The 23454-nt window shown below is 68.7% G+C and carries 17 protein-coding genes; 8 read left to right on the plus strand and 9 right to left on the minus strand.

From position 1 onward, the window contains the following. Window positions 1-243: 243 nt before the first annotated feature. Window positions 244-3114, minus strand: coding sequence for a BTAD domain-containing putative transcriptional regulator (locus tag FKR81_RS02085; RefSeq protein WP_146349141.1), 2871 nt, complete (start codon window positions 3112-3114; stop codon window positions 244-246). A 325-nt stretch (window positions 3115-3439) separates the two neighbouring features. Here FKR81_RS02085 and FKR81_RS02090 point away from each other — a divergent pair, with 325 nt between their 5' ends. Then, the gene (locus FKR81_RS02090) at window positions 3440-4615 is read left to right on the plus strand and encodes a hypothetical protein (RefSeq protein ID WP_146349142.1); all 1176 of its coding nucleotides are present in this window, start codon (window positions 3440-3442) and stop codon (window positions 4613-4615) included. Window positions 4616-4727: 112 nt separating this feature from the next. Here FKR81_RS02090 and FKR81_RS02095 read toward each other — a convergent pair whose 3' ends face one another. Further along, window positions 4728-6761, minus strand: coding sequence for a tetratricopeptide repeat protein (locus FKR81_RS02095; protein WP_186762699.1), 2034 nt, complete (start codon window positions 6759-6761; stop codon window positions 4728-4730). Window positions 6762-8017: 1256 nt separating this feature from the next. Here FKR81_RS02095 and FKR81_RS02100 point away from each other — a divergent pair. Both FKR81_RS02100 and FKR81_RS02105 read left to right on the plus strand, forming a co-directional pair. Beyond that, window positions 8018-8335, plus strand: a complete 318-nt coding sequence (locus FKR81_RS02100) for an ArsR/SmtB family transcription factor (protein WP_146349144.1) — start codon at window positions 8018-8020, stop codon at window positions 8333-8335. Then, window positions 8332-8805: an SRPBCC family protein gene (locus tag FKR81_RS02105; RefSeq protein ID WP_146349145.1), complete on the plus strand. Its 474-nt coding sequence runs from the start codon at window positions 8332-8334 to the stop codon at window positions 8803-8805. Before FKR81_RS02100 ends, FKR81_RS02105 begins: the two co-directional genes overlap by 4 nt. A 78-nt stretch (window positions 8806-8883) precedes the next feature. Here the strand turns inward: FKR81_RS02105 and FKR81_RS02110 are convergent, their stop codons facing one another. Continuing rightward, window positions 8884-9492 carry an acyl-CoA-like ligand-binding transcription factor gene (locus FKR81_RS02110; protein WP_146349146.1) on the minus strand — a complete coding sequence of 203 codons (609 nt, stop codon included), beginning with the start codon at window positions 9490-9492 and terminating at the stop codon, window positions 8884-8886. Beyond that, window positions 9489-10475 (minus strand): amidohydrolase family protein, encoded by a 987-nt coding sequence (locus FKR81_RS02115; protein WP_146349147.1) that lies wholly within the window; start codon window positions 10473-10475, stop codon window positions 9489-9491. Before FKR81_RS02115 ends, FKR81_RS02110 begins: the two co-directional genes overlap by 4 nt. Before the next feature lie 251 nt (window positions 10476-10726). Between FKR81_RS02115 and FKR81_RS02120 the strand changes: the two genes are divergently transcribed. Then, window positions 10727-11560, plus strand: a complete 834-nt coding sequence (locus FKR81_RS02120; protein ID WP_146349188.1) for an SCO6745 family protein — start codon at window positions 10727-10729, stop codon at window positions 11558-11560. Window positions 11561-11852: 292 nt separating this feature from the next. On the opposite strand, the gene FKR81_RS02125 is transcribed toward FKR81_RS02120, so the two are convergent. Both FKR81_RS02125 and FKR81_RS02130 read right to left on the minus strand, forming a co-directional pair. Beyond that, window positions 11853-12953, minus strand: a complete 1101-nt coding sequence (locus FKR81_RS02125; protein ID WP_222598139.1) for a DUF1835 domain-containing protein — start codon at window positions 12951-12953, stop codon at window positions 11853-11855. Between the two features lie 446 nt (window positions 12954-13399). Then, window positions 13400-16042, minus strand: a complete 2643-nt coding sequence (locus tag FKR81_RS02130) for an AfsR/SARP family transcriptional regulator (protein ID WP_186762700.1) — start codon at window positions 16040-16042, stop codon at window positions 13400-13402. 107 nt (window positions 16043-16149) lie between these two features. Between FKR81_RS02130 and FKR81_RS43215 the strand changes: the two genes are divergently transcribed. Next, window positions 16150-16488, plus strand: coding sequence for a hypothetical protein (locus tag FKR81_RS43215; RefSeq protein WP_186762701.1), 339 nt, complete (start codon window positions 16150-16152; stop codon window positions 16486-16488). A gap of 166 nt (window positions 16489-16654) precedes the next feature. On the opposite strand, the gene FKR81_RS02135 is transcribed toward FKR81_RS43215, so the two are convergent. Further along, on the minus strand, window positions 16655-18979 hold the full coding sequence (locus FKR81_RS02135) for an ATP-binding protein (RefSeq protein WP_186762702.1): 2325 nt from the start codon (window positions 18977-18979) through the stop codon (window positions 16655-16657). A gap of 275 nt (window positions 18980-19254) precedes the next feature. On the opposite strand from FKR81_RS02135, the gene FKR81_RS02140 reads away from it, so the two are divergent. The 3 genes from FKR81_RS02140 (at window position 19255) to FKR81_RS02150 (ending at window position 21219) form a co-directional block, all read left to right on the plus strand. Then, window positions 19255-19446 carry a hypothetical protein gene (locus FKR81_RS02140; RefSeq protein WP_146349150.1) on the plus strand — a complete coding sequence of 64 codons (192 nt, stop codon included), beginning with the start codon at window positions 19255-19257 and terminating at the stop codon, window positions 19444-19446. 234 nt (window positions 19447-19680) lie between these two features. Beyond that, a complete protein-coding gene (locus FKR81_RS02145) occupies window positions 19681-20316 on the plus strand; it encodes a GAF and ANTAR domain-containing protein (RefSeq protein WP_235921206.1) in 636 nt (211 codons plus the stop codon). A 75-nt stretch (window positions 20317-20391) separates the two neighbouring features. Continuing rightward, entirely contained in the window at window positions 20392-21219 is an 828-nt protein-coding gene (locus FKR81_RS02150; protein WP_328593118.1) for a GAF and ANTAR domain-containing protein, read from the plus strand. Window positions 21220-21242: 23 nt separating this feature from the next. Here FKR81_RS02150 and FKR81_RS02155 read toward each other — a convergent pair whose 3' ends face one another. Together FKR81_RS02155 and dhaL are read right to left on the minus strand one after the other, a co-directional pair. After that, window positions 21243-22910, minus strand: coding sequence for an aldolase/citrate lyase family protein (locus FKR81_RS02155; RefSeq protein ID WP_186762703.1), 1668 nt, complete (start codon window positions 22908-22910; stop codon window positions 21243-21245). A 5-nt stretch (window positions 22911-22915) separates the two neighbouring features. Beyond that, window positions 22916-23454: dihydroxyacetone kinase subunit DhaL (dhaL, locus tag FKR81_RS02160; RefSeq protein ID WP_146349153.1), on the minus strand; the 539-nt coding region annotated here is incomplete at its 5' end.

Below are 23454 nucleotides of genomic sequence, written 5' to 3' on the forward strand. Positions count from 1 at the left end.
TTGGGACCGTTGTTCACCCAGATCTGACTCGCGGCGGCGGAACCGGCATTGCTCAGGACGAGAGCGGCCGCGACGAGCAGCACTGCCATCACCTTCGACAACGTGCTGAACTCCGTTCAGTAGATATCAGGTGTCGGGGATTTCAACTCGATTGGAATACCGAATCCAGGTGAGAGTAAACCCCGATCTTGTACCTACTGGCCAGAAGGGGCCAAACGGAGCTATGCCCTGAGGCCAAGAGAACTAAAGAATACGCCAGTCGCGCTCGATGACAGGCGAGCCACACCGCGTGCCGGGCATTCCAGGATCGACTTGAAGCTCCTCCAACTCGACGGAGATCCGGGCCGCGCGCTCACGATTGAGCAGGTCGACGAAGATCGCCCGCGCCCGCTCGAACGCCTCGATAGCGCCGTCGAGCGGCGGGCGCAGCCTCAGCACGCGGCCGAGCACGTGCAGCGCGGTCGCCTCACCCAGCAAGTCGCCGGTGCGGACGCACAGCCGCAACGCGGTGCGTGCGGTCCATTTGGCTTCGCGAAAACGTTTGGCGTCGAGCTCTATCTCCGCCAGCAGTACACACGACCTTCCAGCGTCGCCGATCGAGTACAACTGAGCTTGTTTGGCGAGCGCGGCGGTCACATAATCACGCGCCTCCGCAGTTCGTTCTCGAACGAAACTCAGCGAACCGAACAGGTACAGGACTTTCGCTTCCGCGTCGGCGTCCTGCTGTTCCCGTGCGAGAGCGAGGGCTTGGCCGTAGTAGGACGCGGCCCGCGCGTAATCCATCGACCGTTGATAGGCCTCGCCTGCCCGGAAGAGGAACGCGGTTTCCAAGCCCGGCTCATCGATGCGGCGGACGGCCGCCAGTGCGCGTTCGTGCGAGTCGATCCCCAGGGCCAGGTTGCCGGTTTCCACGAGAATTCGAGCGCCGGTGTGCAGACACCCGGCGATGCCCTTCTCATACCCCCGCCGAGCGAACCCGATGTGGGCCGCGTGTACGAAGTGCTCGGCGAGCCCGTACTGCTGGCGCTGCAGGTAGGTGAAGCCGATCGAGTGCTGGAGCACCGGAATCTCGTCCTCGTCCTGTGCCGCGAGCCCGGCGTGGAGCAGGGTCAGCGCGTCGTCAAGGCGGCCCCTGCGCACCAATGTCTGGCCCACGAGCTGCGGTATCTGGGCGGCGTGCTTTCCATAACCCGCCTCGGCCGCGAACCGGACCACCGCGAGCACGTTGTGTCGTTCGCTCACGCACCAGCGCTGCGCCGACTCCTCGTCGGAGAACCGCAGGGCGCCGACCTTCTCGGCACCGTCCGGCGTGGGCACGCGGACCAGCGTCGAGAACACCCGCACGTCGGCGTTCTCCGCGGTGCGCAGGTAGAAGTCGACCATGCGGCGCTCGACCGCCGCCCGCTCGGCGGGATCCTCGTTCAGTGCCACCGCGAACTCGCGCAGCAGGTCGTGGAACCGGAAGCGGTCGAGCGCCCCGGACTGCTGCAGCAGGTTGGCCTCGACGAGCGCGTCCAGCGCGGCCTCGACCCGTCGCAGCGGCAGCGCGGTGAGCGCCGCCGCGACGCTGACTGTGACGTCAGGGCCTGGATGCAGTCCGATCATCCGGAACACGAACCCCACCTCGGGGTTGAGCGCCCGCAGTGACTGCGTGAACACCGCCTTGGGGCCGTACGGCCCGGCGTCGCCCAACGCGCCGAGATCCAGCAGGCTGCGATCTTCGAACTGCCGCAGGAACGCGCTCAGCAGCACGGCTGGACGAGCGGCGATGTGGTTGGCGAGCACCTTCAGCACCAGCGGCAGTCCGTCGCAGACGTTGGCTAGCTCGGTGAGCTCGCGCCGGTCACGTCTGCCGTCGCCGATGCTCTCCAGCAGCAACCGACGCGCGTCATTGGACTCGAGTGGACGGATCGGGACGCGGTGGACCGCCAGCCGTGCCGCGAGTCCGGAGAGGTGTGACCGGCTCGTCACCAGCACGACGCAGCTCGACAGCAACGGGAGCAGCGACTGGACGTGGTTCGTGTTGCGCACGTTGTCGAGCACCGCCAGCACATCCCGGCCGGACAGCAGCGACTGGAGCCGCGCCGCGCGGTGTTCTAGGTTCGCGATCCGGTCCGGCGGAACACCGAGCGCTTGCAGGAATCCGTCGACGACGATGCCGGCGTCCACAATGGACCCGTTGGAGAAGCCCTGCATGTCGGCGAAGAGCACGCCGCCGGGAAACCTCTCAGTGCGGGTGTGCGCCCAGTGCACGACGAAGGCGGTCTTGCCGACACCACCGGTGCCGTCGATCAGCGCAACGCACGGCCGCACTGCTACCTCGTCCAGCGCCGCGAAGGCGGCGTCGTGGCCGACGAAGCTCCGGACGTCGGGCGGAAGTTGGCGCGGCATCAGCACGCCGACCGGTGCGGCTGGCGGCTGGACCGGAGCGACGCCGTGTTCGGAGAGTCGCTCGTGGAACTCGCGCAGGTCTCGCGCACAGACGTCGTCGAAGTCGGACCGGAACGCCTTGTGCGCCTGGAGGAACAGCTCTGTAGCCTCGCCGGTGCGCGACAGCCGGTGCAGTGCCTCGAGCCTGCGCTTCAGCAGCGCCGGGTGGGCGAAGAGGTCGAACGCGAAGTCGTCGAGCTCGGCCAGCACCGCGTCGCACTCCCCCAGCACCAGGTATTCACCGCACAACAGGTCGAGCGCAGGAACCTGCACGTTCACGACCGCCCGCCGCCGCCAGGCTTCTGCGAGATCGCTGCGCAGGTCATCGAGCGGACGCTGGTGGCGCCATACGGCGAACGCGTTCCTGACCGAGTCGAGGGCCTGCTGGTGGTCACCGCGCCGAGCGAGATCACGCGCTCGTTCCAACCGGGCCTTGAACTGAAAATAGTCTATCGTTTTGCGGTCGACATCCAGGCGATAAGTGCCGTTGGCGACAATCAATTCCACCTGGTCGGGCAAGTTTTCCAGGACCTGTCGCAGGCGCGAGGAATAAAGGTGCAATGCGCCTTTGGGGTTTTTCGGAAGATCGTCGTCAGCACCCCAGACCCAGTCGACCAGCTCCGCTGACGTGGCCGCCAGACCGGGCCGCACCAGCAGTGCAGCGAGCATGGCGCGCTGCTTCAACGGCCCCCACCGCGTGTCGACCGCACCGCCGAGACATATTCCTGTCGACCCAAGAACAGTGAATCGCGCATCCACCAGCGCCACCCCTCGCACCCTTGCCAAGAAGTGTGCTCCAGATCACAGCTGAGGCGCAATCCGCTCACCCGAACGAACAACGTGACAGTTCGATGACAGACCGGCGACAACAGGACATGAATTGGCCAAAACCCATTGGCTCCCCCATTGGGAAACGATCGGTGAGCTGGGAGAACGCATCGGTGAAAGCCAGCTGACCGATCGAGCGGAGACGGTCTTTCTCATCACATTGGTCGATGGAGGGGCGCAGATGCAGGAACGAGGATGGTTCAGCAGTCCACTCGGGGTGGGCGGCGCGCGGCGGGTCACCGTGCCGGGTTGCCACAGGGTGCTGGTCGTCGTGCCGCACGTGGTCGCGGCCACGAGGTTGCTCGACCTGCTTCCGCTGCTCGACGGCGACCACCGGCTCCAGATCTACTTCACGCAGCCGGAACCGTGCGTCACGACAGCTGAGTTCATCAGCTCGATCGGTGGCCTAGCCGTTCCGTGGCACCAAGCGCTGCAGCACGACTTCGACCTGGTGCTGGCCGCCAGCTACCGCTGCATCGAGCTCGTGTCGGGTCCGGTTCTCGTGCTGCCGCACGGCGCGAGCACGATGAAGTCCCGGCAGCGGGTTCGCGCTGCAGGTGGCTCGGCGGCCCCCGTGCACGGGCTGGACCGGGAGCTGCTCGTGCGCGACGGCCGGGTCCGCGCGGCGGCGATCGTCTTGTCGCACGACCACGAGCTGGCGGTGTTGGCCGAGACCTGCCCCGAGGCACTGCCCGCGGCCGTTGTCGGCGGAGACATCTGCTTGGACCGGATGCGGGCGAGCCTGCCGTACCGCGAGCACTACCGCCGCGCACTCGGCGTGCGGCCGGACGAGCAGCTGGTCACGGTGAGCTCGACGTGGACCCCGGAGTCCACCTTCGCCACGTGGCCCAGCATCTACCGCGAGCTGCTCGGGATCGACGACGTCCGAGTGGCCGCGGTGCTGCACCCGAACATCTGGTCCACGCACAGCGCGTGGCAGGTGCGGTCGTGGCTGGCTGACTGCCGGGGCCTGCTGGTGATCCCTCCGGAAGAGGGCTGGCGGGCCACGATGATCGCCAGCGACGTGGTCGTCGGAGACCACGGTTCGACCACCCAGTACGCCGCCGCCGTTGGCGCGCCGACACTTCTCGCCTGCCGTCCCGACGTGCGCGAGGGCAGCCTGGCGGACGCGCTCGCCAAGGCGGTGCCACACCTGGACTGCACTCGCCCGGCCGCTGATCAGTTGGCCGCAGCGGCACGTGCACCGGAGTTCGCCCAAGCGATCAGCTCACGCCTCGACCAGGCTGGCCAGATCCTGCGCCGGACCATGTACCAGCTCATGGGACTGTCCGAGCCCGCACGAGCGGTCCCGGTGTCGCCGGTCCCCGTGCCGAGGCCGGTCGGCGATGTTCACTGACCAGGCTTCCGGTGTCCTCAGGAGATCGGACGGGGTGCTGATCGCGCTCTGCGCGCGAGCCGAACCCCGTTGGCACTCCCTGGCGGACGTGCTGGTGGCCTCACCGGAACGGTCAACGGCACTCGCACTCGCGCGTGCCCGAGACCTGCTGCTCCGGCACGTGGGGTGCACTCTCGTCCTGATTCCAGTCGAGCGCGGCGAGCGCGGTCTGGATCCGTTCGACGGAAGGATCGACGGAGTCGCCGTAGCACGCCAGGGCGGATCGGTACTGGTCACGAGCCTGCTCGACGGTCCCGTGCCGCTCGGCGACCTCGGCCTTGAGCACGAAGACGTCCGCCAGGTGTGCGGATGATCCAGAGTCCTGCAGCGCCACGAGGGCGGCATCGAGCAGTTCCTCCGCGTCGCGATGCCGCCCGGCAGCGAGGTGGGCGCGTGCCGTGAACATCCACACTCGGGCCTTGTCGACGCCGTCGTCCAGCAGCGCCTCGCACTCGCGCAGCTCGCAGACGGCGTCGTCGGCCCGCCCCATGTCGATCAGCACCTCTCCGACGCGCCGCCGGGCGAGCCCGATCCCGCGGGTGCGCCCCTGCCGCGTCTCGACGTCGACGGCCTGCCGGAAGCAGTCGAGCGCGACGTCGAGCTGCCCACGCGTTCGGTGCGCGCGCCCGAGCTGAACGAGGGCGGTCGCTCGGCTGCCGAGGTCCTGTTCGCCCGCGTGGTCGAGCACCGCGCGAAGTTCTCGAAGGGCCTCGTCAACGCGGCCGAGGTTGGTCAACGCGACGGCGAGCTGGTTGCGCAGCCGCGCCTCCGCCACCGGCTCACCGCACTCCTGTGCCGCCCGGATGCCCAGCTCGTGGGTGAGCACCCAGTCCGAGTAGTGGTGACGTCGCTGGAACAACGCCCACATCGCCTCGCACATCTGCCACACCAGGTCGAGCCACCCGAAGTCCTGCGCGGCGCGCAGCGCGTGGACGAGGTTGTCCCGTTCGTGCTCGAGCCAGCCCAACGCCTCGGCGCGCGTGGCGAAAGCACCAGTCCGCACGACATGGTATCTCGGCCCAACCCTGGGTCTTCCCGGAATGGCAACGATGTCGGCGGCCACGCTCCTGTCCCGGTACCACTCGACAACGCGGCGGATCGCGTCCTCGCGTTCGGGGTCGTCCTGTCCGCGCGCGTGCAACCGCAACAGGTCGTGGAACCGGAACCGGTCGTCGCCGAGCTCGGTGAGCAGGTTCTTCTCGATGAGGTCGTCGAGCTCGTCCTCGACCTCGCCGATGTCGTCGTTCATCATTGCCGCGGCGGCCTCCACACCGAACGACGTCCCCGGATGCCAGGCGGTGAGCCGGTAGAGCTTCTGCTGCCGAGGCGCTAGCTCTACATAGGACATGTCGAGCACGGTCCGCACCGAGGTCGAGCCGTCGAGGTCCATGTTGGACAGTCGACGACTCTCCGTTCTCAGCTCGACGACCTCACGGGACAACGACCGCCGAGGCCGCCGCGACAGCCGCGCCCCGATCACGCGCAACGCGATCGGCAGACCACCGCACAGCGCAGCCAACTCCTCGGCGGCCTCGGCCTCGTCCGAGAGCCGCTGCTCGCCCACGATCTGCTCCAGCAATTCGACCGAAGCCGCAACCCCCATCGGGCCGACCTCGATAAACCGAGCCCCGTCGACACCGAGCGGACTCAGTCGCCATCGGCTCGTCACCACGACCACACAACGGGACGACGCAGGCAACAACGGCCGCACCTGCCCGGCCGAGGCCGCGTCGTCGAACAGGATCGCGAACGACTTGTCGGCCGTGACCGAGCGGAACAACGCCTGGCGTTGCGCGAGCCCCGGCGGAATCAGGTCAGGCTCAACACCCAACGCGCCGAGGAACCACTCCAGTACCTCGTTGGGCTGCGCGGCCTCCGCCTGCGAATGGGCGCCGAGATCCACGTACAGCTGGCCGTCGGGAAAGGTCGTCCTGGCGTCGTGCAGCCAGCGCAACGCCAACGACGTCTTCCCCACCCCAGCTGGACCGCTGACCACCACCAACAACTGGCGGTCGACCTCCTCGCCGAGCCACCGCGCGAGCTCTGTCAGCTCATCGTGCCGGCTGACGAACACCCGTGGCGCCGACGGCAGTTGGTGCGGCACCACCTGTCCAAGTCGACTGGAATGGAAGTGCACCTCCCCGATGTTGCCCGCCTGCACCACGTTTCCACGTACCGTCCCCGACATCTCGTTCTCAGCACCAACCACCCGCCATCACCCCGAAAGACAACGCTACGACTTATTGCCGGGACATAGCAGGCCCAGAGGCGCGTAACAACGGTCACTCTTCGTGAGACACACGAACCCGAACCGGCGAACCTTCGATCACCTTTGGTCCATTGTGGACATCTTTGAGAATCGCTTCATCAGGGCGGTGTCGACCCCGTCATCGGACCACCGGCTGCCGCCGGTCTCACCGACCTACCTGTGCAGCACACCAGCAAGGTGCTGGGCACGTCGAAGGAGGCATCGCTGCCTACCCGATAGTCGGGCTGCCGATATGCGATACAAGCCCTGATCTGCGATTACACCACCACCGCCCTGCACGACCTCACCAACGACGTGCGGGAGGCGGCGCCGCGGCGGGTGCTCCGCACCCACACCGCCTCCGCCCGCGACCGGTTGCTCGACCCATATCGAAAACCCTGCACCAGATCTGCTCCCAGGGAAGCACAACACGATCACCGAAGATCAACCCCAGAGACGAGTGCACATAAGAATAGACCTGACTACCCAGCATGAACTCTGTTTTGGCCCCGGAGCACCTGCCAGTAGCCGCTTGGGCTGGGGACGCTCAAATGTCCCCAGCCCGACTGTCAGATCATGCTGTCCCAGGCAGGCCAGGTCTTCCGAAGCTGCGGCGGAGCGTTCTGCTCCCGTAGCCACAGACGAAGCCGATACGAGTCCGAACCCTTCAGCTCCTGCCCCGGCTTCTGCACAGCCTCGACCGGACACTCGAGCACGCCGACCAACTCGTTCCGGGGCGCGGGCAGCTGAAGGTCAATTGGACCGGGCAACGCCATCCCAGCGCACCTCGCCCCGCAGACCGGTATTCCTCTGCCGTGCTCACCCGAGCTGAGCGTCGTTGTCGACGAGTTGTCTCGCGACGTCGCCATGATGTGCCGCCGGTGCGGCGGAGGTGGCAGCGCTGCCACATCCCGGCTGATCGCGGCCTGCCGCAAGAGCCTGCGAGCCGTCGCAGTCGAAGCCGGCCGCGTCAGCCCGCTCACCGCCTGCGCGTGACTCCGGACCGTGGCGAGTCGGCGAGCTTCTCCTGACCGTGATCGGCGACTGACCTGAAACCCGAAAATCAGCAACCAGGATCTGTCGCACCGCGACCTCTCTACGCTAAGGTAAACCATATGGTTAACCTTAGCCTGACGTTCGGTGCTCTGTCCGACCCGACACGACGTTCGCTCGTGGCGTCGCTCGCAGGCGCTCCGCACACGATCGCCGACTTGGCCGCGCCGTTGCCCATGTCGCTGGTGGCGGTGAGCAAGCACGTCTCCGTGCTGGAGCGAGCCGGGCTGCTGTCGCGCAGGCGCGTGGGCCGCGCGCAGCTGTGCACCTTCACACCCGAGCCGATGGCATCGGCGTCGGCGTGGCTGTCACGCTACGAGTCGTTCTGGAACGCTCGTGCGGACTCGCTGGAACAGTTCCTCGCCGAGGAGGAGCGATGACCTCGCTGGAAGTGCGCCGATCCCTGCCACATCCGGCCGACCGAGTGTGGCGGGCGTTCACCGATCCCGCCGCATTGGCCGCATGGTTCTGGCCTCAGCGATTCGATCCGGTTGTGTCAGTGGATCTGCGCGTAGGTGGCTCGTACCGGATTGACGGGCCTGGCGCGGGAATGGCGGTGTCCGGCGTCTATCGCGAGGTGACGCCACCTTCGCGACTGGTGTTCACCTGGCAATGGGACAACGAGACCGAGACGACGCTCGTCACGGTGACCATCGTGCCATCGGCCACCGGAACCGAGCTGATGATCCGACACGAGCGGTTCGAGGACGACGTCGTGCGTGACGCTCACGAGCAGGGATGGTCGGACTGCCTGGACCGGCTGCCGGAGTGGCTGGCGCGAGATCCCCATCCAGCATGCACAAGGTCTTGCCACGAACGCCAGCTGACGCGGTCTACTGTGGACGGCTAGCGGATCCGGCGATCTGGCCGTCCAGCACCGGCGGCCCCACCACCACCACCACCAGCGCGCAAGCGGGCGTGCTGCTGGTCACGAATGCAATTCGTTGCTCCGGCCGCTGAAACAGGGGAAACCAGCTTCCAGCCGCGCCATCATGCTGTCGATCAGGGAGACCACGTCGGTGTCCTGGTCCTCTGCCGCGGCGAACATCGCGGCAAGCCCCACGCCGATCACCGCGCCGGCCAGAGCACGCACACCGGGATCATCCGGCCGCCGCCCGGTGCGTTCGGCGACGACACCGGCCAGCAGCCGCATGGGGCCGCTGACCTGGTCGAGCAGTGTCGCGCGCAGCGGTGGCACGGACAACATGAGCAGCACCCGCTCGCGCAGTTTCCCGCGATCCGCTTCCGGTAGACCGCCGAGCACGTCGCGGAACGCGCCGCGCATGGCCTGCACGGGGGTGGACTCGGCAGGCTGCGCGCGAAAGGCGTCGAGGATGAGACCGTCGAAGTCATCCCACAACACCACGTCCTCCTTGGCCCGGAAGTAGCGGAAGAACGTGCTCTCCGAGACTTCCGCGGCCTCGGCGATCTGGCTCACCGTGGTCGCTTCGTAGCCCTGCTCGCGGAACAACCGCAGCGCGTGCTGCTGGAGGGTCGCCCGTGTCTTGGCCTTCTTGCGTTCGCGCAGTCCCGTCACAGCCGCAGCAACCGTTCCGCATTGCCGTGCGCGATCCGCGCCTTGTCGCCGGCACTCACCGGGAGCTGCTCGAGGAACGCACGTGCTTCCGCCATCGATCCGTAGGGATGGTCCGTGGCGAACATGATCCGGTCGGCACCGACCTGGAGCAACAGGTCCAGGAACGCCGGCGTCCAGTTGAACCCGGCAATCGTGTAGTGCACGTTCTCCCGCAGGTACGCGCCAACTGGCCGATTCAGCTTCGTGAGCTCCGGCGGCAGCGCCAAGTCGAGCCTGGGCAGCATGAACGGCAGCGTCTCACCCAGGTGGCCGATCACGAGCTGCAAGCCTGGATAGCGGTCGAAGGCACCGCTGAGGATGACGCGGATGACGTGGGTCGCGGTGTCGATGTGCCACCCCCACGCCGAGGTGGCGAGCGCACCCGCCACCTCGGGTGCGTAGTTGCCGACGTACATCTCCTGCCGCGCGGGTGGCGTGGGGTGCAGGTAGATCGGAACTTCCAGCGATTCGGCCCGCTCGAGGATCGGCCAGAAGAACTCGTCGTCCAGGTAGCGACCACGGGTGTGCCCGTTGATCAGCGCGCCACGGAAGCCGTACTCGCGAACCGTGCGCTCCAGTTCGTCCGCGGCGGCTTCGGGGTCGGCGGTCGGCAACGCGGCGAACCCCGCCAGCCGGGACGGGTGGCGCCGGACCGCTGCGGCGAGCAGATCGTTCGTCTCAAGGGCGAGTGGTACCGCCTCGGCCACGCCGAGCTGCTCCAGCCCCGGTGCGGTCAGTGACAAGACCTGCACGTCGACGCCAGCCGCGTCCATCGCGGCCACGCGGTCGACACCGATGTCGCACAACCGTTCCACGAGCGTTGTCAACCCCGCAGCCACCAACGGATGCGCCTTGGCCGACTCGGCCAAGGCCATGAGCTGCCGTCCGGGACCCGCCATGAAGGCCCGTGTCGCGTAGTGCTCCTCGAGCGCGATTGTCCGCATCGCAACCTCCGAAGAATCTGACAGTCGACTGTCATTATGCAGTGAGCTATCAGAATTCGCACGAGGTGGACTGTGCGCGTCGTGAGAGATCGGAGCCCATCGCTGAGGAGGGCCCTGCCAGCGCCGCGCCGCAGTGACACGAGCCCTGCTCGACCAGATTGGCAAAGCTTGGTGTCGAATCCAGTGTGGGCTGTTCGTGGGGTAGGTGAGCGGCCCGCCACGAGGGCACCGCCATGATCACAGGGGATGAGATGTCGCACCCGGAACCCGTAGCCCGCCGGATGTTCGACCTGGTCGAGCCCATCGGCATGGTGCCCTACTTCGCCGACGAGTCGGACGAGGCCCTGATGTCGCTCGGCCTGCGCAACCAGTGGGACGCCTACTTCGCCGGACGGGCGGCGCCGTTCGGGCGGGCGGTGCCGGCTGAGGTGGTCCACGCGGTCTTCTACAACTTCGCCCCAGGCGAGGTGGCACGCCACCTCCCGCGGGTTTGGGATCTGACCACGCCCGAGGCAGCGCTGGCCGCCCGCGAGCGGGGATGCGTCGCGGGGATGCGGCGGATTCTCGGTGAACTCGCCGACGACCCCGGTGTCGCGCGCGCCGGCGACCTGCTGCTGAGGGCGGCGACCAGCGCGCCTGTGGAGGGACGCGCCCTCTTCGCCGCCCTCCGCGCGCTCCCGGTACCGCAGGAGTCCGTGGCCCGGTTGTGGCACGCGGCCACCCTGCTCCGCGAGCACCGCGGCGACGGCCACACCGTCGCTTTGATGGCAGAGGGCATCGGCGGTACGGAGGCCCACGTGCTCCACGCCCTGTCCGTCGACATGCCCGCGCAGGAGTTCGGCCGAGTCGGCCATCTCCCTGCCGCGCAGCTGACCGCGGTCATCGACGGCATGCGCGCCCGCGGTCTCGTCGGGACCGACGGCTGGCTCACCCCCGCCGGCCGGGCCACGAAGGAACGAGTCGAGGCGCTGACCGACCGGCTCGCGGAGGCGCCGTACAACGCCCTGTCCCCCAGCGAGCTCGACCGCCTCGTCGCCGACCTCGAACCGATCTCAGCTGCCATCCGGACGGTCTTCCCGTGGTAGTGGTCTACACCGTCGACAGGATGGGAGAACCCGGACGCCATCTGCAACCCGTCGGGGGTGCCCGGCCAGTGCTTGTCCAACGCCCGCCCTCCGTCGTGCTTGACCACCGACCGCAGCACCAGGCTGACCGTTGTGGGGCAGTACGTATGGATCACGGATGCAGCCGTCACCTCCTGTGCCTCGTCGCAACACGGTTCAGCGCGCGGATGTGCGCGATGTCGAGCGCCATCTCTGACGCGGCCTGCGTCGGGCATGTTCTCGGCAGACCAGAAGCCAACCGCGGCGTCGGCTGTCAGGTGGTGGTCGTGACGGCCTCCGTGCCCTCGTCCCACCGCCAGCGCACGTGGCGGCCGTGCAGGTGCACCCCGCCGATCCAGCGGTCGACACCGTTCAACGCGACGTGATCGGCCTCGCCGGCCAGCACTCGTGCCCCGGTCGCGGTGAGCCGCAGTCGGGTGAGCCGGTCGACGTGGCCGTCGTCGGTGGCGTCGGCGCGCAGCAGCGGATCTGGCGCCTCGGTCAGTCGCCGGATCATGTCGAAGCAGAAGGTGTCGCCCAGGTACGGGCGGGTCTCTCGTCGCCAGAGGCGGGTGAACGCGGTGCCCGCGTCAGGTGCGCCGTCGGCCACCGCGGCCAGGATCCGTCGTTCGGTGAGCGACAGTCCGTCGCGCGTCGACGGATACTTCCTGCTGAGCCGGTCGAACGCCTCGCCGAGGAAACGCAGATCGGTTGAGCGGGTGGCGGCGATGGTGCCCAGGCGGCTCGGCTCGGGTGCCCGCAGCGCGGCCCACGCCCTGGTGGCGAGATCCAGCGCGGCGGGTGTGAGCCGCTTGCACGCCTTGGTCGCAGGCAGCTCGCGCAACTGGTCGGGGCGCAGCTCGCCGAGTCCACCGAACCGGGCGATCTCCGGATGTTCGCCGATGCAGATCAGCGTGATCCGCCCGGCAGGCACCCCCAACTCGGCCAGCCGGGACAGGACCTGGATGACCTGCAGCTGGTCGTAGAGGTCGGCCTCGAACCAGAGGACGTACTCGCCCTCACGGTTGGCCTCCAGGATGCGGTCCCGCTCGGCGAACATCTGCTCGCCTTCACGGCGGTCGTCGGCGCCCGCTCCGATGAGGAACGCGGCCCGGATCCGCCGCAGCTCCGCCGAACCCACCGCGGGCACCGGCCCCTCGTGCAGTACGTCGCGCCAGTAGATGAGGCGCCGTGCGAGCCCGGTGCCGGGCAGGTCGGTGGCGTCGCCGTTGCTGACGTGCAACGCCTCGGCCATCCAGTCGAGGTCGGGGCCGTCCGGCTCGCCGAGCAGGTGGCGCCGGGCGGCGGCGTACGACTCGCCTGTCTTGGCCATGCGGGCGCGCACGCGTCGTTTGAAGTCGGCCTGCTTTGTCACGATCGTCTCCCGCGCACCGCCGGCGGTGTGTCCCCCAGCGACCGGTGCGGCGGGCGCACGCTCGACGACGAAGCTCCGGCCGAGAGGTGGACCTCCCTTTGCCTCCTGGGGTGACCCAGCTGGGGCGGATCGCCGGAGGTTGGGCACGGACGGGTGCCGCCCGTCATCGTACGCCGCGCGGCTGGCGTGGCGGGAAGTCCGAGCAGGGTGGCGTGGATGGGGGCTCTGCAGCACCAGGTCGCGCACGTTCGGTGAGCGCGTCGGCGAACGACGCCTCCTCCTCGCCACTCTCGTGCCAAGTTTCGCCAGCGCTGGATCCGGCACGGTGCCACCGGCGCAGGACACCGCAAGGTCCGTTGTGGACAGTCGGGTGCATGCATTGCGCACCATGTGCGGCAATCTGGCTGCACGATCGTGCCGCACGACCATGACCGACCGCAGTGCGGCTAGGCGCCGTCGAGGAACGGGCCCAGCCGCGCGGCTGCCTGCAGGTCGCCCACCTGCGCGTACAGGACAGTCGCCTGCTTCCAGTGCTCCCGCGCCGCCACCAGGTCCCCCGCCGCCGACACCGCGTGCCCGAGCTTGTCCAGCAGCACGGCGGAGATCCAGCGGTCGCCGACCTGGTCCGCGAGCACCAGCCCGTCGCGGTAGTACGCGGCCGCCGTGGACCGGTCGCCGAGGTCGTCGTGCAGCTCGCCGAGGCTGCACAGGGTGTAGCGCTGCTGCCGGTCGCCGATGCGCCTCTGGATCGCCAGCGCCTGGTTCAGGTGATCCAGCGACTCGGTGAACCGGCGCGTCCGACGGTAGGTCTCCCCCAGGTTGCTCAGCACGTTCGCCTGGCCTGCCTCATCCCCGGTCAGCTCGGCGAGTACCAGCGCCTCGCGGTAGCACTCGACGGCGTCGTCGGGCCTGCCGACCTCGTCGTAGGCGTTGCCGAGGTTGTCCAGCACCACGCCCTGGCCGATGTGGTCGTCGAGCGAACGGCGCAGCCGCAACGCCTCGCGGTAGCAGTCGAGCGCCCTGTCGTGCTCGTGCAGCTGCCAGTGCAGGACACCGGAGTTGTTCAACGTCCACGCCTGCCCCTCCGCGTCGCCCGCGCGCCTGGCGGAGGTGAGTGCCGTGTGCTGGGTGTCGCGCAGCTCGTCCCAGTACCTGCCGAGGAACTGGAAGCTCCACAACGCCGCCGCCAGCCGCCACGCCGTGCCGTGGTCGCCGAGCGACGCGGCGGTGTGCACGGTCGCGACCAGGTTCGACTGTTCGGCTTTCATCCAGCGCAGCGCGTCGTCGCGGTCGCGGAACGTGCGGTCGCCGGACGCCGGGAGGTGGCGGTGGTGGGGGTCGATCAGCCGGTCGGCGGCCGCGGCACTCGCCAGGTACCAGGCGGCGAGGCGCAGCACCGCCGCGGACTCGTCACCTGCCAGGTCACGGGCGTACCGACGCAGCAGCGCGTGGAAGTGGTACCGCCCCGGCGTCGTCTGGCCGATCAGGTGTTCATCCACAAGGGACTCGAGGTCCGGCGAGCCGGTCAGCACCTCGGCGGTCTCCTCGGTGAAGTCCTCGCCGGGGTGCAGCGCCAGCAGCCGGAAGGTTCTTCGGCGCACCTCGCACAACGACTCGTACGACAGCGTGAAAACGGCGTCGACCGAACGCCCGCCGACGGAGAGCTCGCCGGTGGCGCGCAGCCGCGTCGCCAGATCGGCCATGGTCCACGCGGGCCGCGCGCGCAGCCGGCGGGCCGCCAGTGCCACGGCCAGCGGGAGGTTTCCGCACAGCGACGTCACTTCAGTGGCGCCCACGGGGTCGGCGGCCACCCGCACCGGGTCGGCGATCGCGGCCATCAGGTCGATCGACTCGTCCGTGCGGAACACGTCGAGCCGCATCGAGTGCGCGCCGTCCAGCGCCAGCGTGCGGCGGCTGGTCACCAGCACCAGACTGGTCGGGCACGCGGGCAGCAGCGGGCCCACCTGCCGTTCGTCCGCCGCGTCGTCCAGCACGACCAGCGCACGCGCGCCGTGCAGCCGGTCGCGGTAGAGCGCGGCCCTGCCGTCGAGGTCGTGCGGGATCTGCTCGCCCGGCACGCCGAGCAGGCGCAGGCACGAGTCGAGCGCGGCGGCGGGATCGGTTGGCGGCTGGTCGGCGAACCCGTGCAGGTCCACGTACAGGAAAACGTCGAACCGGTCGGTCAGCCGGTGGGCCAGCCGCAGCGCGAGCCTGGTCTTGCCGACACCGGCCATGCCCTCGATCGTCACCACCGCCGACCCGGCGAGCTCCATCAGCTCACGCAGTTGTTCCTCGCGTCCGGTGAACTCGGCGATGTCCGCGGGCAGCTGGTGCACAGCCGTGATCGGCGCGGCGGGCTGGAGCTCCGGATCGGTGGCCATGATCTGCCGGTGCAGCTCGCGCAGCGCCGGGCTCGGGTCGGCGCCGAGCTCGTCCGCGAGCCGCCGCCGGACCTCGTCGAAGTGCGCCAGCGCGTCGGCCTGCCGCCCGCAGCGGTACAGCGTGAGAATGAACTGGGCGGCCAGCCGTTCGTTCAGCGGATGTCCGGCGACACGGGCGGGCAGCTCGACGGCGAGTTCGGCGTGGCCGCCCAAGCGCAACCGGCGGTCGGTCTCGTCCAGCTCGGCGGCGAACCGTTCCGCCGCAAGGGTTTCACGCACTCCGTTGAGCCATGGCACGTCCACGCCGCCGAACGCGTCACCGCGCCACAGGCCGAGTGCCTCGCCCAGCGACGCCACCGCGCGTTCGTCGTCCGCCGACCGGGCTTCCCGCACCAGCGCGCGAAACCGGTTCAGGTCGACGGCCCGCGGATCCACCTCCAGCACGTACCCGCCGGATCGCCGCACCAGCGAGGCGGCCCCACCGAGCGCCGCACGGAGCCGGGAAAGATAGCTGTACAACGTATCCTTCGCGCGGCGCGGCTGAGACTCGCCCCACGCGCGGTCGATGAGCTCGTCGGTGGACACGACGCGGTTCGCCTCGACCAGCAGCACCGCGAGCAGGCAGTGCTGACGCCCGTGTCCGAGGTCCACGGCGTGACCGTCGACGGCGACCTCGAGCGGTCCGAGCAGCCTGAATTCTCCCCCCACCACTCCGGGATAGCGGTTTCTCCCTGCCACTTCAAGGTTTCTCGCAAGGTCAGCGAAAGGTGGGCCGTCCACCGTAGTGGCAGATCCACCGAGGAGAGGAGACGAGCGTGATCCGTTTGACGAAGATGGCGCTGCTGGGGTCGGGTCTGGCGATCGCGGGCGCACTGGCCGCCGCGAGCCCGGCGAGCGCCACGACACCGGATGAGAGGTCGGTCGTCGTGGCGCAGCCGCGCTGCAGCGGGCCCAAGTGGTACGACGCGGCCGGTCCCGGCGGAGCCCACCGCGCACACGCCACGTGCAACGGCGTGTACGTGAAGGTCACGATCTACTGCGCTGACGGGAGCCAGCACACCAGCGCGTGGCGGTGGGGCTACGCCAAGGCCGAGTGCCCCTACGCCACCGCACACCGGGGGACCATGAAGGTGCAGACGAAGCGGAACCTGTAGTCACACGCAGGGATGATCCGGGTGACCGTGTCGCCGGACGACGAGGCGGCACGGCCACCCGCTCAGCGGATCAGAACCCCCGCCAGGGGTTTCCGCTTTTGACGATCAACGGCTGCTTCTGTTGGTGTTGCTCGAGAACGCCGGCCGCCGCGCGGGCGCGGCCTCTTCACTTCAGAGGCTCGCCGCGCAGTCGTTCGGTGATCCACACGGCGATCTGGGTGCGGGTGGTGAAGCCGAGTTTGGCGCGGAGGTGTTCCACGTGGCCCTCGGCAGTGCGCCGTGAGATCACGAGCCTGGTTGCTATGTCCTTGTTGGACAGTCCTTGGGCGATGAGTGTCGCCACCTCGAGCTCCCTCCGCGTGACGGGTGCTGGTGGGGTGACTGCGGAATGCCCCGTTCGTGCGGGGTCGGGCTCTTCGTTGAGCGCGTAGGCGATACCTTCGTCAAGGCTCAGCGCGGCTCCATGGCGCAAGGCAGCCTCGAGCACTCCGTTGTCCAACTGCTCATCGATGCGGGTGCGGCATTGCTCACGCCGTGCGGGAGCGTCCCCCTTCCCCCGCGGGAACTGGCCGTCGATCGCAAGCCAAGTCCGATCGGCGACAGCCAGCAGAACCGCGGCTCGCTCCGCGACACCCATCGCCACCTCGAGGCAGGCCAGCTGGTCGATGGCGAGCACGATGCACGAGAGGTCGCCGAGTGGCCGTGCCGAGCGCAGGCATTCCTGCACGGACGTGACCGCTCGTGGTAGATCATCGCGGTCCCAGTGGGCGCGGGAAGTCAAGTAGAGCGCATAGGACCGCAGCCACCGTTCACCGTGTGCTTCGCATGTGGCCCGGAGCTCCTGGCAGAGCTCCAGGCCGCGCTCGGTGTTTCCCAGGTGCAGATGCATCGAGGCGAGCTGGAGGTAGGTCAGCGTGACGAAGGAGTCAACGCGATCGGTGCTCCGGTAGTGCGTCAGAGCCTCATCCAGGAGGGCGGCGGCGCTGGTCGGATCGTCGCCGTGCAACGCGGCGAGGCCCAGTATGTGGGTGGCGTAGGTGTGCGCGGACGTGCTCCCGGTGCATCGAGCGATGGCTCGGCATTCTTTCGCCGCCTGCTCGCAGGCGGCGAAGTCACTCTGTGCCGCAGCGATCCAACCGTTGATGCACAGCGCCCTGGCCAGTTCATCGCTGGGTGCGTGGGAATGGTGCTCGAGTGCGAGATCCAACCAGCGGCGCCCCTGCGGCAGCAGGCCGGCGGCCCTCCAGTAGAACCACAACGCAGTGGCCATGCGCAGCCCGGTCGCGGACCTGTCGGGAAGGTCCAGGCAGCTGCCGAGGGCGATCTGCAGGTTGGCGTGGTCCCGCCGCAGCCGGTTCAACCAGTCCGCCTGCACAGATCCGAACCACTCCGCCGCCGCTCGCTCGCACAGCCGCAGGTAGTGATCCCGATGGCGGCGCCGCAGCAGTGCTTCCCCGCCTGTCTCGCGCAGCCGGTGTCGACCGTACTGGCGGACCGTTTCCAACTGCCGGTAACGCGCCGCGGATCCGTGTGCGGTGCGAACAACGATCGACTTGTCCACCAGTCCCGCCAGTGTCGCCAACACGTCCTGCTGGGCGGTTTCCTCTTCGCAGCAGACGTTCTCGACCGCCGACAGGTCGAAGCCGTCGGCGAACACCGACAGCCCCGCCCACAGTTTCCGCTCTTCGGGGGAGCACAGACGGTAGCTCCAGTCGAGCGTCGCGCGCAGCGTGCGCTGGCGAGGCGGCGCGGTGCGGCTCCCCCTGGTGACCAAGCGGAAGCGGTCGTCCAGTCGTGCCAGGATCTGCCCGAGAGACAGTGTCCGCAACCACGGGGTGGCCAGCTCTATGGCGAGCGGGATGCCCTCCAGACGTTGACAGATCCGGGCCACAGTGACCTGGTTCCCCGTGGTGATCGCGAAGGTCGGATCCACCGCACAGGCACGCTGTGCGAACAGGGTCATCGCGGCGCCGTGCCGATTGATTCCACCCGAGGTGGACAGTTCGTTCGGCTCCGGCGTGGCGAACGGCGACACCGGCAGGATGTGCTCGCCGTCGGCGTGCAACCGGTGCCGGCTGGTAACGAGGATGCGCAGGCCCTCAGCAGCACCGAGGATCTTGCCGGCCAGTGTCGCGCAAGCGTCAGCGAGGTGTTCGCAGTTGTCCAGGACGAGCAGGAGCTCTCTGCGCTCCAAGTAGTTCGACAGGATGTGGATCGGCGGGCGACGCGATTGACTGACTACGCCCAACGTGGCGGCCACCTTCTCGCACAGCAGGTCCGGCTCTTCCACCGAGGCCAGCTCCACCAGCCACGTCCCGTGCGAGAAGCTGCGTTTCACTTCGCGCGCTGCACGCGACGCCAACCGGCTCTTGCCCACTCCCCCGAAACCGGTCAAGGTCACGAGCCGGGCGCCGGAGAGAAGCTGCTTGATCTCCGCGACCTCACGACGACGGCCGACAAAGCTGGTCACCTCAGCCGGAAGATTGCCCATGTGCTGATCTCGACCACCCCCGTGCATAACGCCTTCACCTTCCCGTCGTCCGGCGGACTGCGCTGCGATCCGGTGTACGTCTGGCGAAGCCAGTTTCCCATGCAACGCGCCGTCCACAGTAGACTCAACTGAGGCAGCGAATTCGCGGTCGGTTGGGCTGGTTCATTGACCAGCGAGGACATCCTGTGGCCTCGGCGTGCCTTCAGATGCCGCGCCGGGGCGTGGACTGATTCCCATCTCGTTCGTCGCGCACGGAGCTGGGTCTGGACTCGGGCGTGCGGGTCACCGTTGCGGCTTCACTCGTCGCTGTCTTGTTCATGACCACCGTTGCGTCGCTCGGCGTGCTCGCCATCATCGCGGAGATCAATGCGGAGCTGCTCCGCGGGGTGTCCACGAGCTACGATCCACGTCGCTGGTTCGGCAGGGCGCGGTTGAACGGCACCGCCATCCCCTGCCCGGTAAACTGAAGTCGTTGGTCCTGATGCGGTCACGCAAGGCGTGGGCCCAGACCCTGCTACGTCCAGGAGCGAGTGCGAGCAGTCGACGTAGTGGAGGAACCCCGTGCCGACCACAGCCAGTCGACCACTGCCCGGCGCGGCGAACACCGGGTGAGTGAGTCAGAAGGCCTCGAAAAATCGGTGAACCGAGCGCGGGCGGCAGTGATGGCTGCCCTCCGCGATCACGAGAACAATCTTGATGCGGTGGCGCGAGTGATCCGCGCCTGTGTGGACGTGCTGCCGGTGGACGGCGCCTCCATCTCGGTCATGACCGGAACGCAGGAGCGGGAGATGCTGTTCGCCAGCGATGACGTCGCCGCACAGATCGAGGCCTTGCAGTTCAGCCTTGGCGAGGGCCCCTGCTTCGAGGCGTTCACCACCCGCAGGCCGGTGCTGGTGCCCGATCTGCCACAGGCGTCGGCATCGGCGTGGCCGGTGTTCGCCACCGCGATCGAGGAGCTGCCGGTCGGTGCGATCTTCGCGTTCCCGCTGCAGACCGGTGCGATCACCATCGGTGCGATCGATCTCTACCGCACCCGGCCGGGTTGGCTGTCAGGTGACGAGCTGACGGCCGCGCTGGAAGTCGTCGACCTCGCGACAGTGGTGCTGCTCGGTCTGCAGTTGGGCGATGTCGCCGGTGACGGGTGGTGGGGTGCGCTGTCATCGAACCGGGAACAGGTGCACCAGGCAACCGGCATGCTCATCGCCGCGATGGGTGTCTCGGCGGAGGAGGGCCTGGCCCGGCTGCGGGGCTACGCCTTCGTCATGGGCCGGTCCGTCGACGAGGTCGCTCATGACGTCGTGACCCGCCAGCTCTCCCCGTTCGAGCTCGACCGATGATCACGCGCCCCCTGGCAGGACGATCATCGATCCACACCCACCCGCAGGGGCATGGGTGGGGCACCAGAAGCATCGATGGCGGGCCTGCTGCGAGCAGCACTACCGTTGCGTGAACAAGACAGGAGCTGGCAGATGACTGGCACGGCACCCTCGAGCGCGCAGCGGGAGTCTCGGCTGCTGCAGGCGTTCGTCCAGATGGCTGACACCCTCGTCGACGACTACGACGTGGTCGATGTGTTGCAACAGCTGGTCGAGCATTGCACGGAGCTCCTGGACGCGACGGCGGCCGGACTGATGCTGTCCGATCAGCACGGCGGGTTGCGCGTGATGGCCTACTCGACCGAGCAGACCCAGCTGCTGGAGTTGTTCCAGCTCCAAGCCAACGAGGGGCCGTGCCTGGACTGCGTCCGCACCGGCGAACCGGTGTTGGTGGCCGATCTGTCCACTGAGACTCATCGCTGGCCGAGGTTTGCACCGCTGGCCGCAGCGGAAGGCTTCGTCTCCGTGCACGCCGTGCCGATGCGGTTGCGCCGCGACACCATCGGCGCGCTGAACCTGTTCGGTCGTGAAACCGGCCTGCTCGACGACCAGGATCTGCAAGTCGTGCGGGCGTTGGCGGATACCGCGACCATCGGGATCCTGCAGGAACGCGCGCTCCACCGCAGTGAGGTCCTCACCGAGCAACTGCAGACCGCGCTGAACAGCCGAATCGTCATCGAACAGGCGAAGGGTGTTCTCGCGTTCGCCGGGAACATCGAGATGAACCAGGCATTTCAGGCTCTGCGCACCTACGGTCGCAACCACAGCAGCCGCCTGGTGGACATCGCCCGGCAGCTCGTCAACGGGGAACTCCCGCCTGACGAGATCCTGACCCGTCAATCGAACAACGCCTCAGAAGTCTAGGTAAAGCCGTCACTTTGGCATCATCAGGGGCTGATGGCCGGTGTTGGGGCGACAGCCTCGAGGAGCTGGCGGACTTCCTCGATGGTGCTGCAGGCCAACGCGTCCGCTGCGAGGGCGGCGCAGCGGGTGCGCGCGAGGCTCCGCACGCGGGCGCGAACCTCGTCGGCCGCGGACGGCGCGACGGAGAGGATGTCGCAGTCCAGTCCCACGAGAAGCGGAATGACATCTCGGTGGGTGGCGGCGTCCCCGCACACGGAGACCTGCAGGCCGTGGTCGTGGGCGGTGGTGACGACCGCCGCGATGGCGCGCAGGACGTCGGGGTGGGCGGTCATGGCGGGGGCAGCAGCCGGGTCGCGGCGGTCGAGGCCGAGGATCTGACACGTCAGGTCGTTGCTGCCGATGGAGATGAACCCGGCCTCGGCCGCGATCTGGTCGATGTTCGCGACCGCTTCCGGGAGTTCGACCATGGCGCCGAGTGGTGGTGACGTCACACCGATCTCGGCCGCGGCCTTGTCCAGCAGTTCCCGGCAGGCGCGCAGTTCCGCGGCATCGGCGACCATGGGGATCATGACGCGGAGGTCGGTGGCCGCTCCGGCGGTCAGGATCGCGCGGAACTGGTCGGTGAACGCCTCGGGGGCGGCCAGCATGAGGGGCAGGCCGCGCCCCAGCTGTTGGCCCTCGTGGCGGAGGAACGGCGGCAGTTTGTCGTCGGCGTAGTCCAGGGTGCGCACGGTGACCGGTCGGCCGGCCAGTTGCCTGAAGACGGGGACCAGGGCGGCGGTGTGCTGGCCGAAGCTGGGCCAGGTCGCGGCGTCGAGGAACGGCAGCTCGGTGCGGAGCAGTCCGACTCCGTCGCAGCGGGCGTCGACAGCGGCTCGCGCGTCGGCCGGGGTGGCGATGTTGGCGCGCAGCACGACGGTGTGCCCGTCGCTCGTCTGCGAGGCCAGGTCGCGCTGGGTGCGCAGCTCAACCCGACGCGCGCGCAGCTGATCCATTGTGGACAACGCGGTGCGCCGTTCGCCCTCTTCCGGGTGAAGGACGACCTGGCGGTGGTCGACGAGCACCTCCACCCCGTCCGCGACGTCGAGTGCGGCCCGGTCCACGCCGAGCAGCAGCGGGATGCCGAGCGAGCGGGCCACGATGGCCGCGTGGGAGTTGGGGCCGCCGGTGACGGAGACCGCGGCGACCACTGGTGCGTGCGGTTCCAGCAGGTCCGCTGCCCCGATCTCGTGGGCGAACAGGACCAGCGGACCCTCATGATCCGTGTCGGTGTCGCCGTGCAGCCAGGCCAGAGCGCGGCGACCGATCTGCCGGACGTCGGTCGCGCGTTCGGCGAGCGTGGCGTCGTCCAGGTGGGACAGTGCCGTGGCGTAGACGTGCACGGCCTGCGAGATGGCCACGGTCACCGGACTCCCCTGCTCCGCGTGCCGCACCGCGGTGGCGCGCAGGTCCGGATCGGCGGCGATGTAGCCGGCCACCTCCATGATGTCGGCTTGTTCGGGTTGTCCTTGTGAGCGCAGGGACTCCGCGAGGTCCAGCATTCGCCGGTGGACGGCGTCGAAGGCGTCGATGATGTGCTGGACCGGGTCGCCGCCGCAGCGCCGGGGCAAGGTCGTCGGGTGAACGCGGTCGGTGCGGTAGGCCGATCCCAGCGCGATGCCGGTGGAGGCAGGCCGCCCCGGGAACGTCACCCGGCTCACGGGGCGACCACGTCGGCGAGCGCGCGGAAGATCAACGCGGTGGACGTCGCGCCGGCGTCCTGGTGGCCGACGCTGCGGGGACCGAGGTAGGACGCCCGCCCCTTGCGCGCCTGCAACGGGGTGGTGGCACGCATTCCGTCCTCGGCTGCGGACGCGGCGCTGCCGGCGGCGGACGCGAGGTCCGCGCCCTGGGACAGCTGCCGGTCGAACGCGGCGAGCGCGGGCGCGTAGGCGTCCACGATCGTCTTGTCGCCCGGCACGGCCGCCCCGAGCCGCTGGATCGCGGCCAGTCCTTCGGTCAGCGCGGTGAGCAGCTGCTTCGGTTCGGCCGACGGCTCGGGCAGCGCGTTGCCGATCGCGCGGAACGCGCTGCCGTACAACGGGCCGGTGGCGCCGCCGACGCTGGAGATCAAGGTGTTGCCGGTGGTGAGGAAGACCTCGCCGACCGTCTTCGCGTCGAGCTCTGCCAGCTTGGCGAGCACGGCGGTGAACCCGCGCCGCATGTTGACGCCGTGATCGGCGTCGCCGATCGCCG

This window comes from Lentzea tibetensis, from assembly GCF_007845675.1.
GTDB classification, from domain to species: Bacteria; Actinomycetota; Actinomycetes; order Mycobacteriales; family Pseudonocardiaceae; genus Lentzea; species Lentzea tibetensis.

Coding starts and splice junctions, on each gene's coding strand:
- FKR81_RS02135 (WP_186762702.1), bottom strand. CDS start 18,979: ATGGGCAATCTTCCGGCTGAGGTGACCAGCTTTGTCGGCCGTCGTCGT.
- FKR81_RS02100 (WP_146349144.1), top strand. CDS start 8,018: ATGGTTAACCTTAGCCTGACGTTCGGTGCTCTGTCCGACCCGACACGA.
- FKR81_RS02105 (WP_146349145.1), top strand. CDS start 8,332: ATGACCTCGCTGGAAGTGCGCCGATCCCTGCCACATCCGGCCGACCGA.
- FKR81_RS02090 (WP_146349142.1), top strand. CDS start 3,440: ATGCAGGAACGAGGATGGTTCAGCAGTCCACTCGGGGTGGGCGGCGCG.
- FKR81_RS02150 (WP_328593118.1), top strand. CDS start 20,392: ATGGCGGGCCTGCTGCGAGCAGCACTACCGTTGCGTGAACAAGACAGG.
- FKR81_RS02120 (WP_146349188.1), top strand. CDS start 10,727: ATGTCGCACCCGGAACCCGTAGCCCGCCGGATGTTCGACCTGGTCGAG.
- FKR81_RS02115 (WP_146349147.1), bottom strand. CDS start 10,475: ATGCGGACAATCGCGCTCGAGGAGCACTACGCGACACGGGCCTTCATG.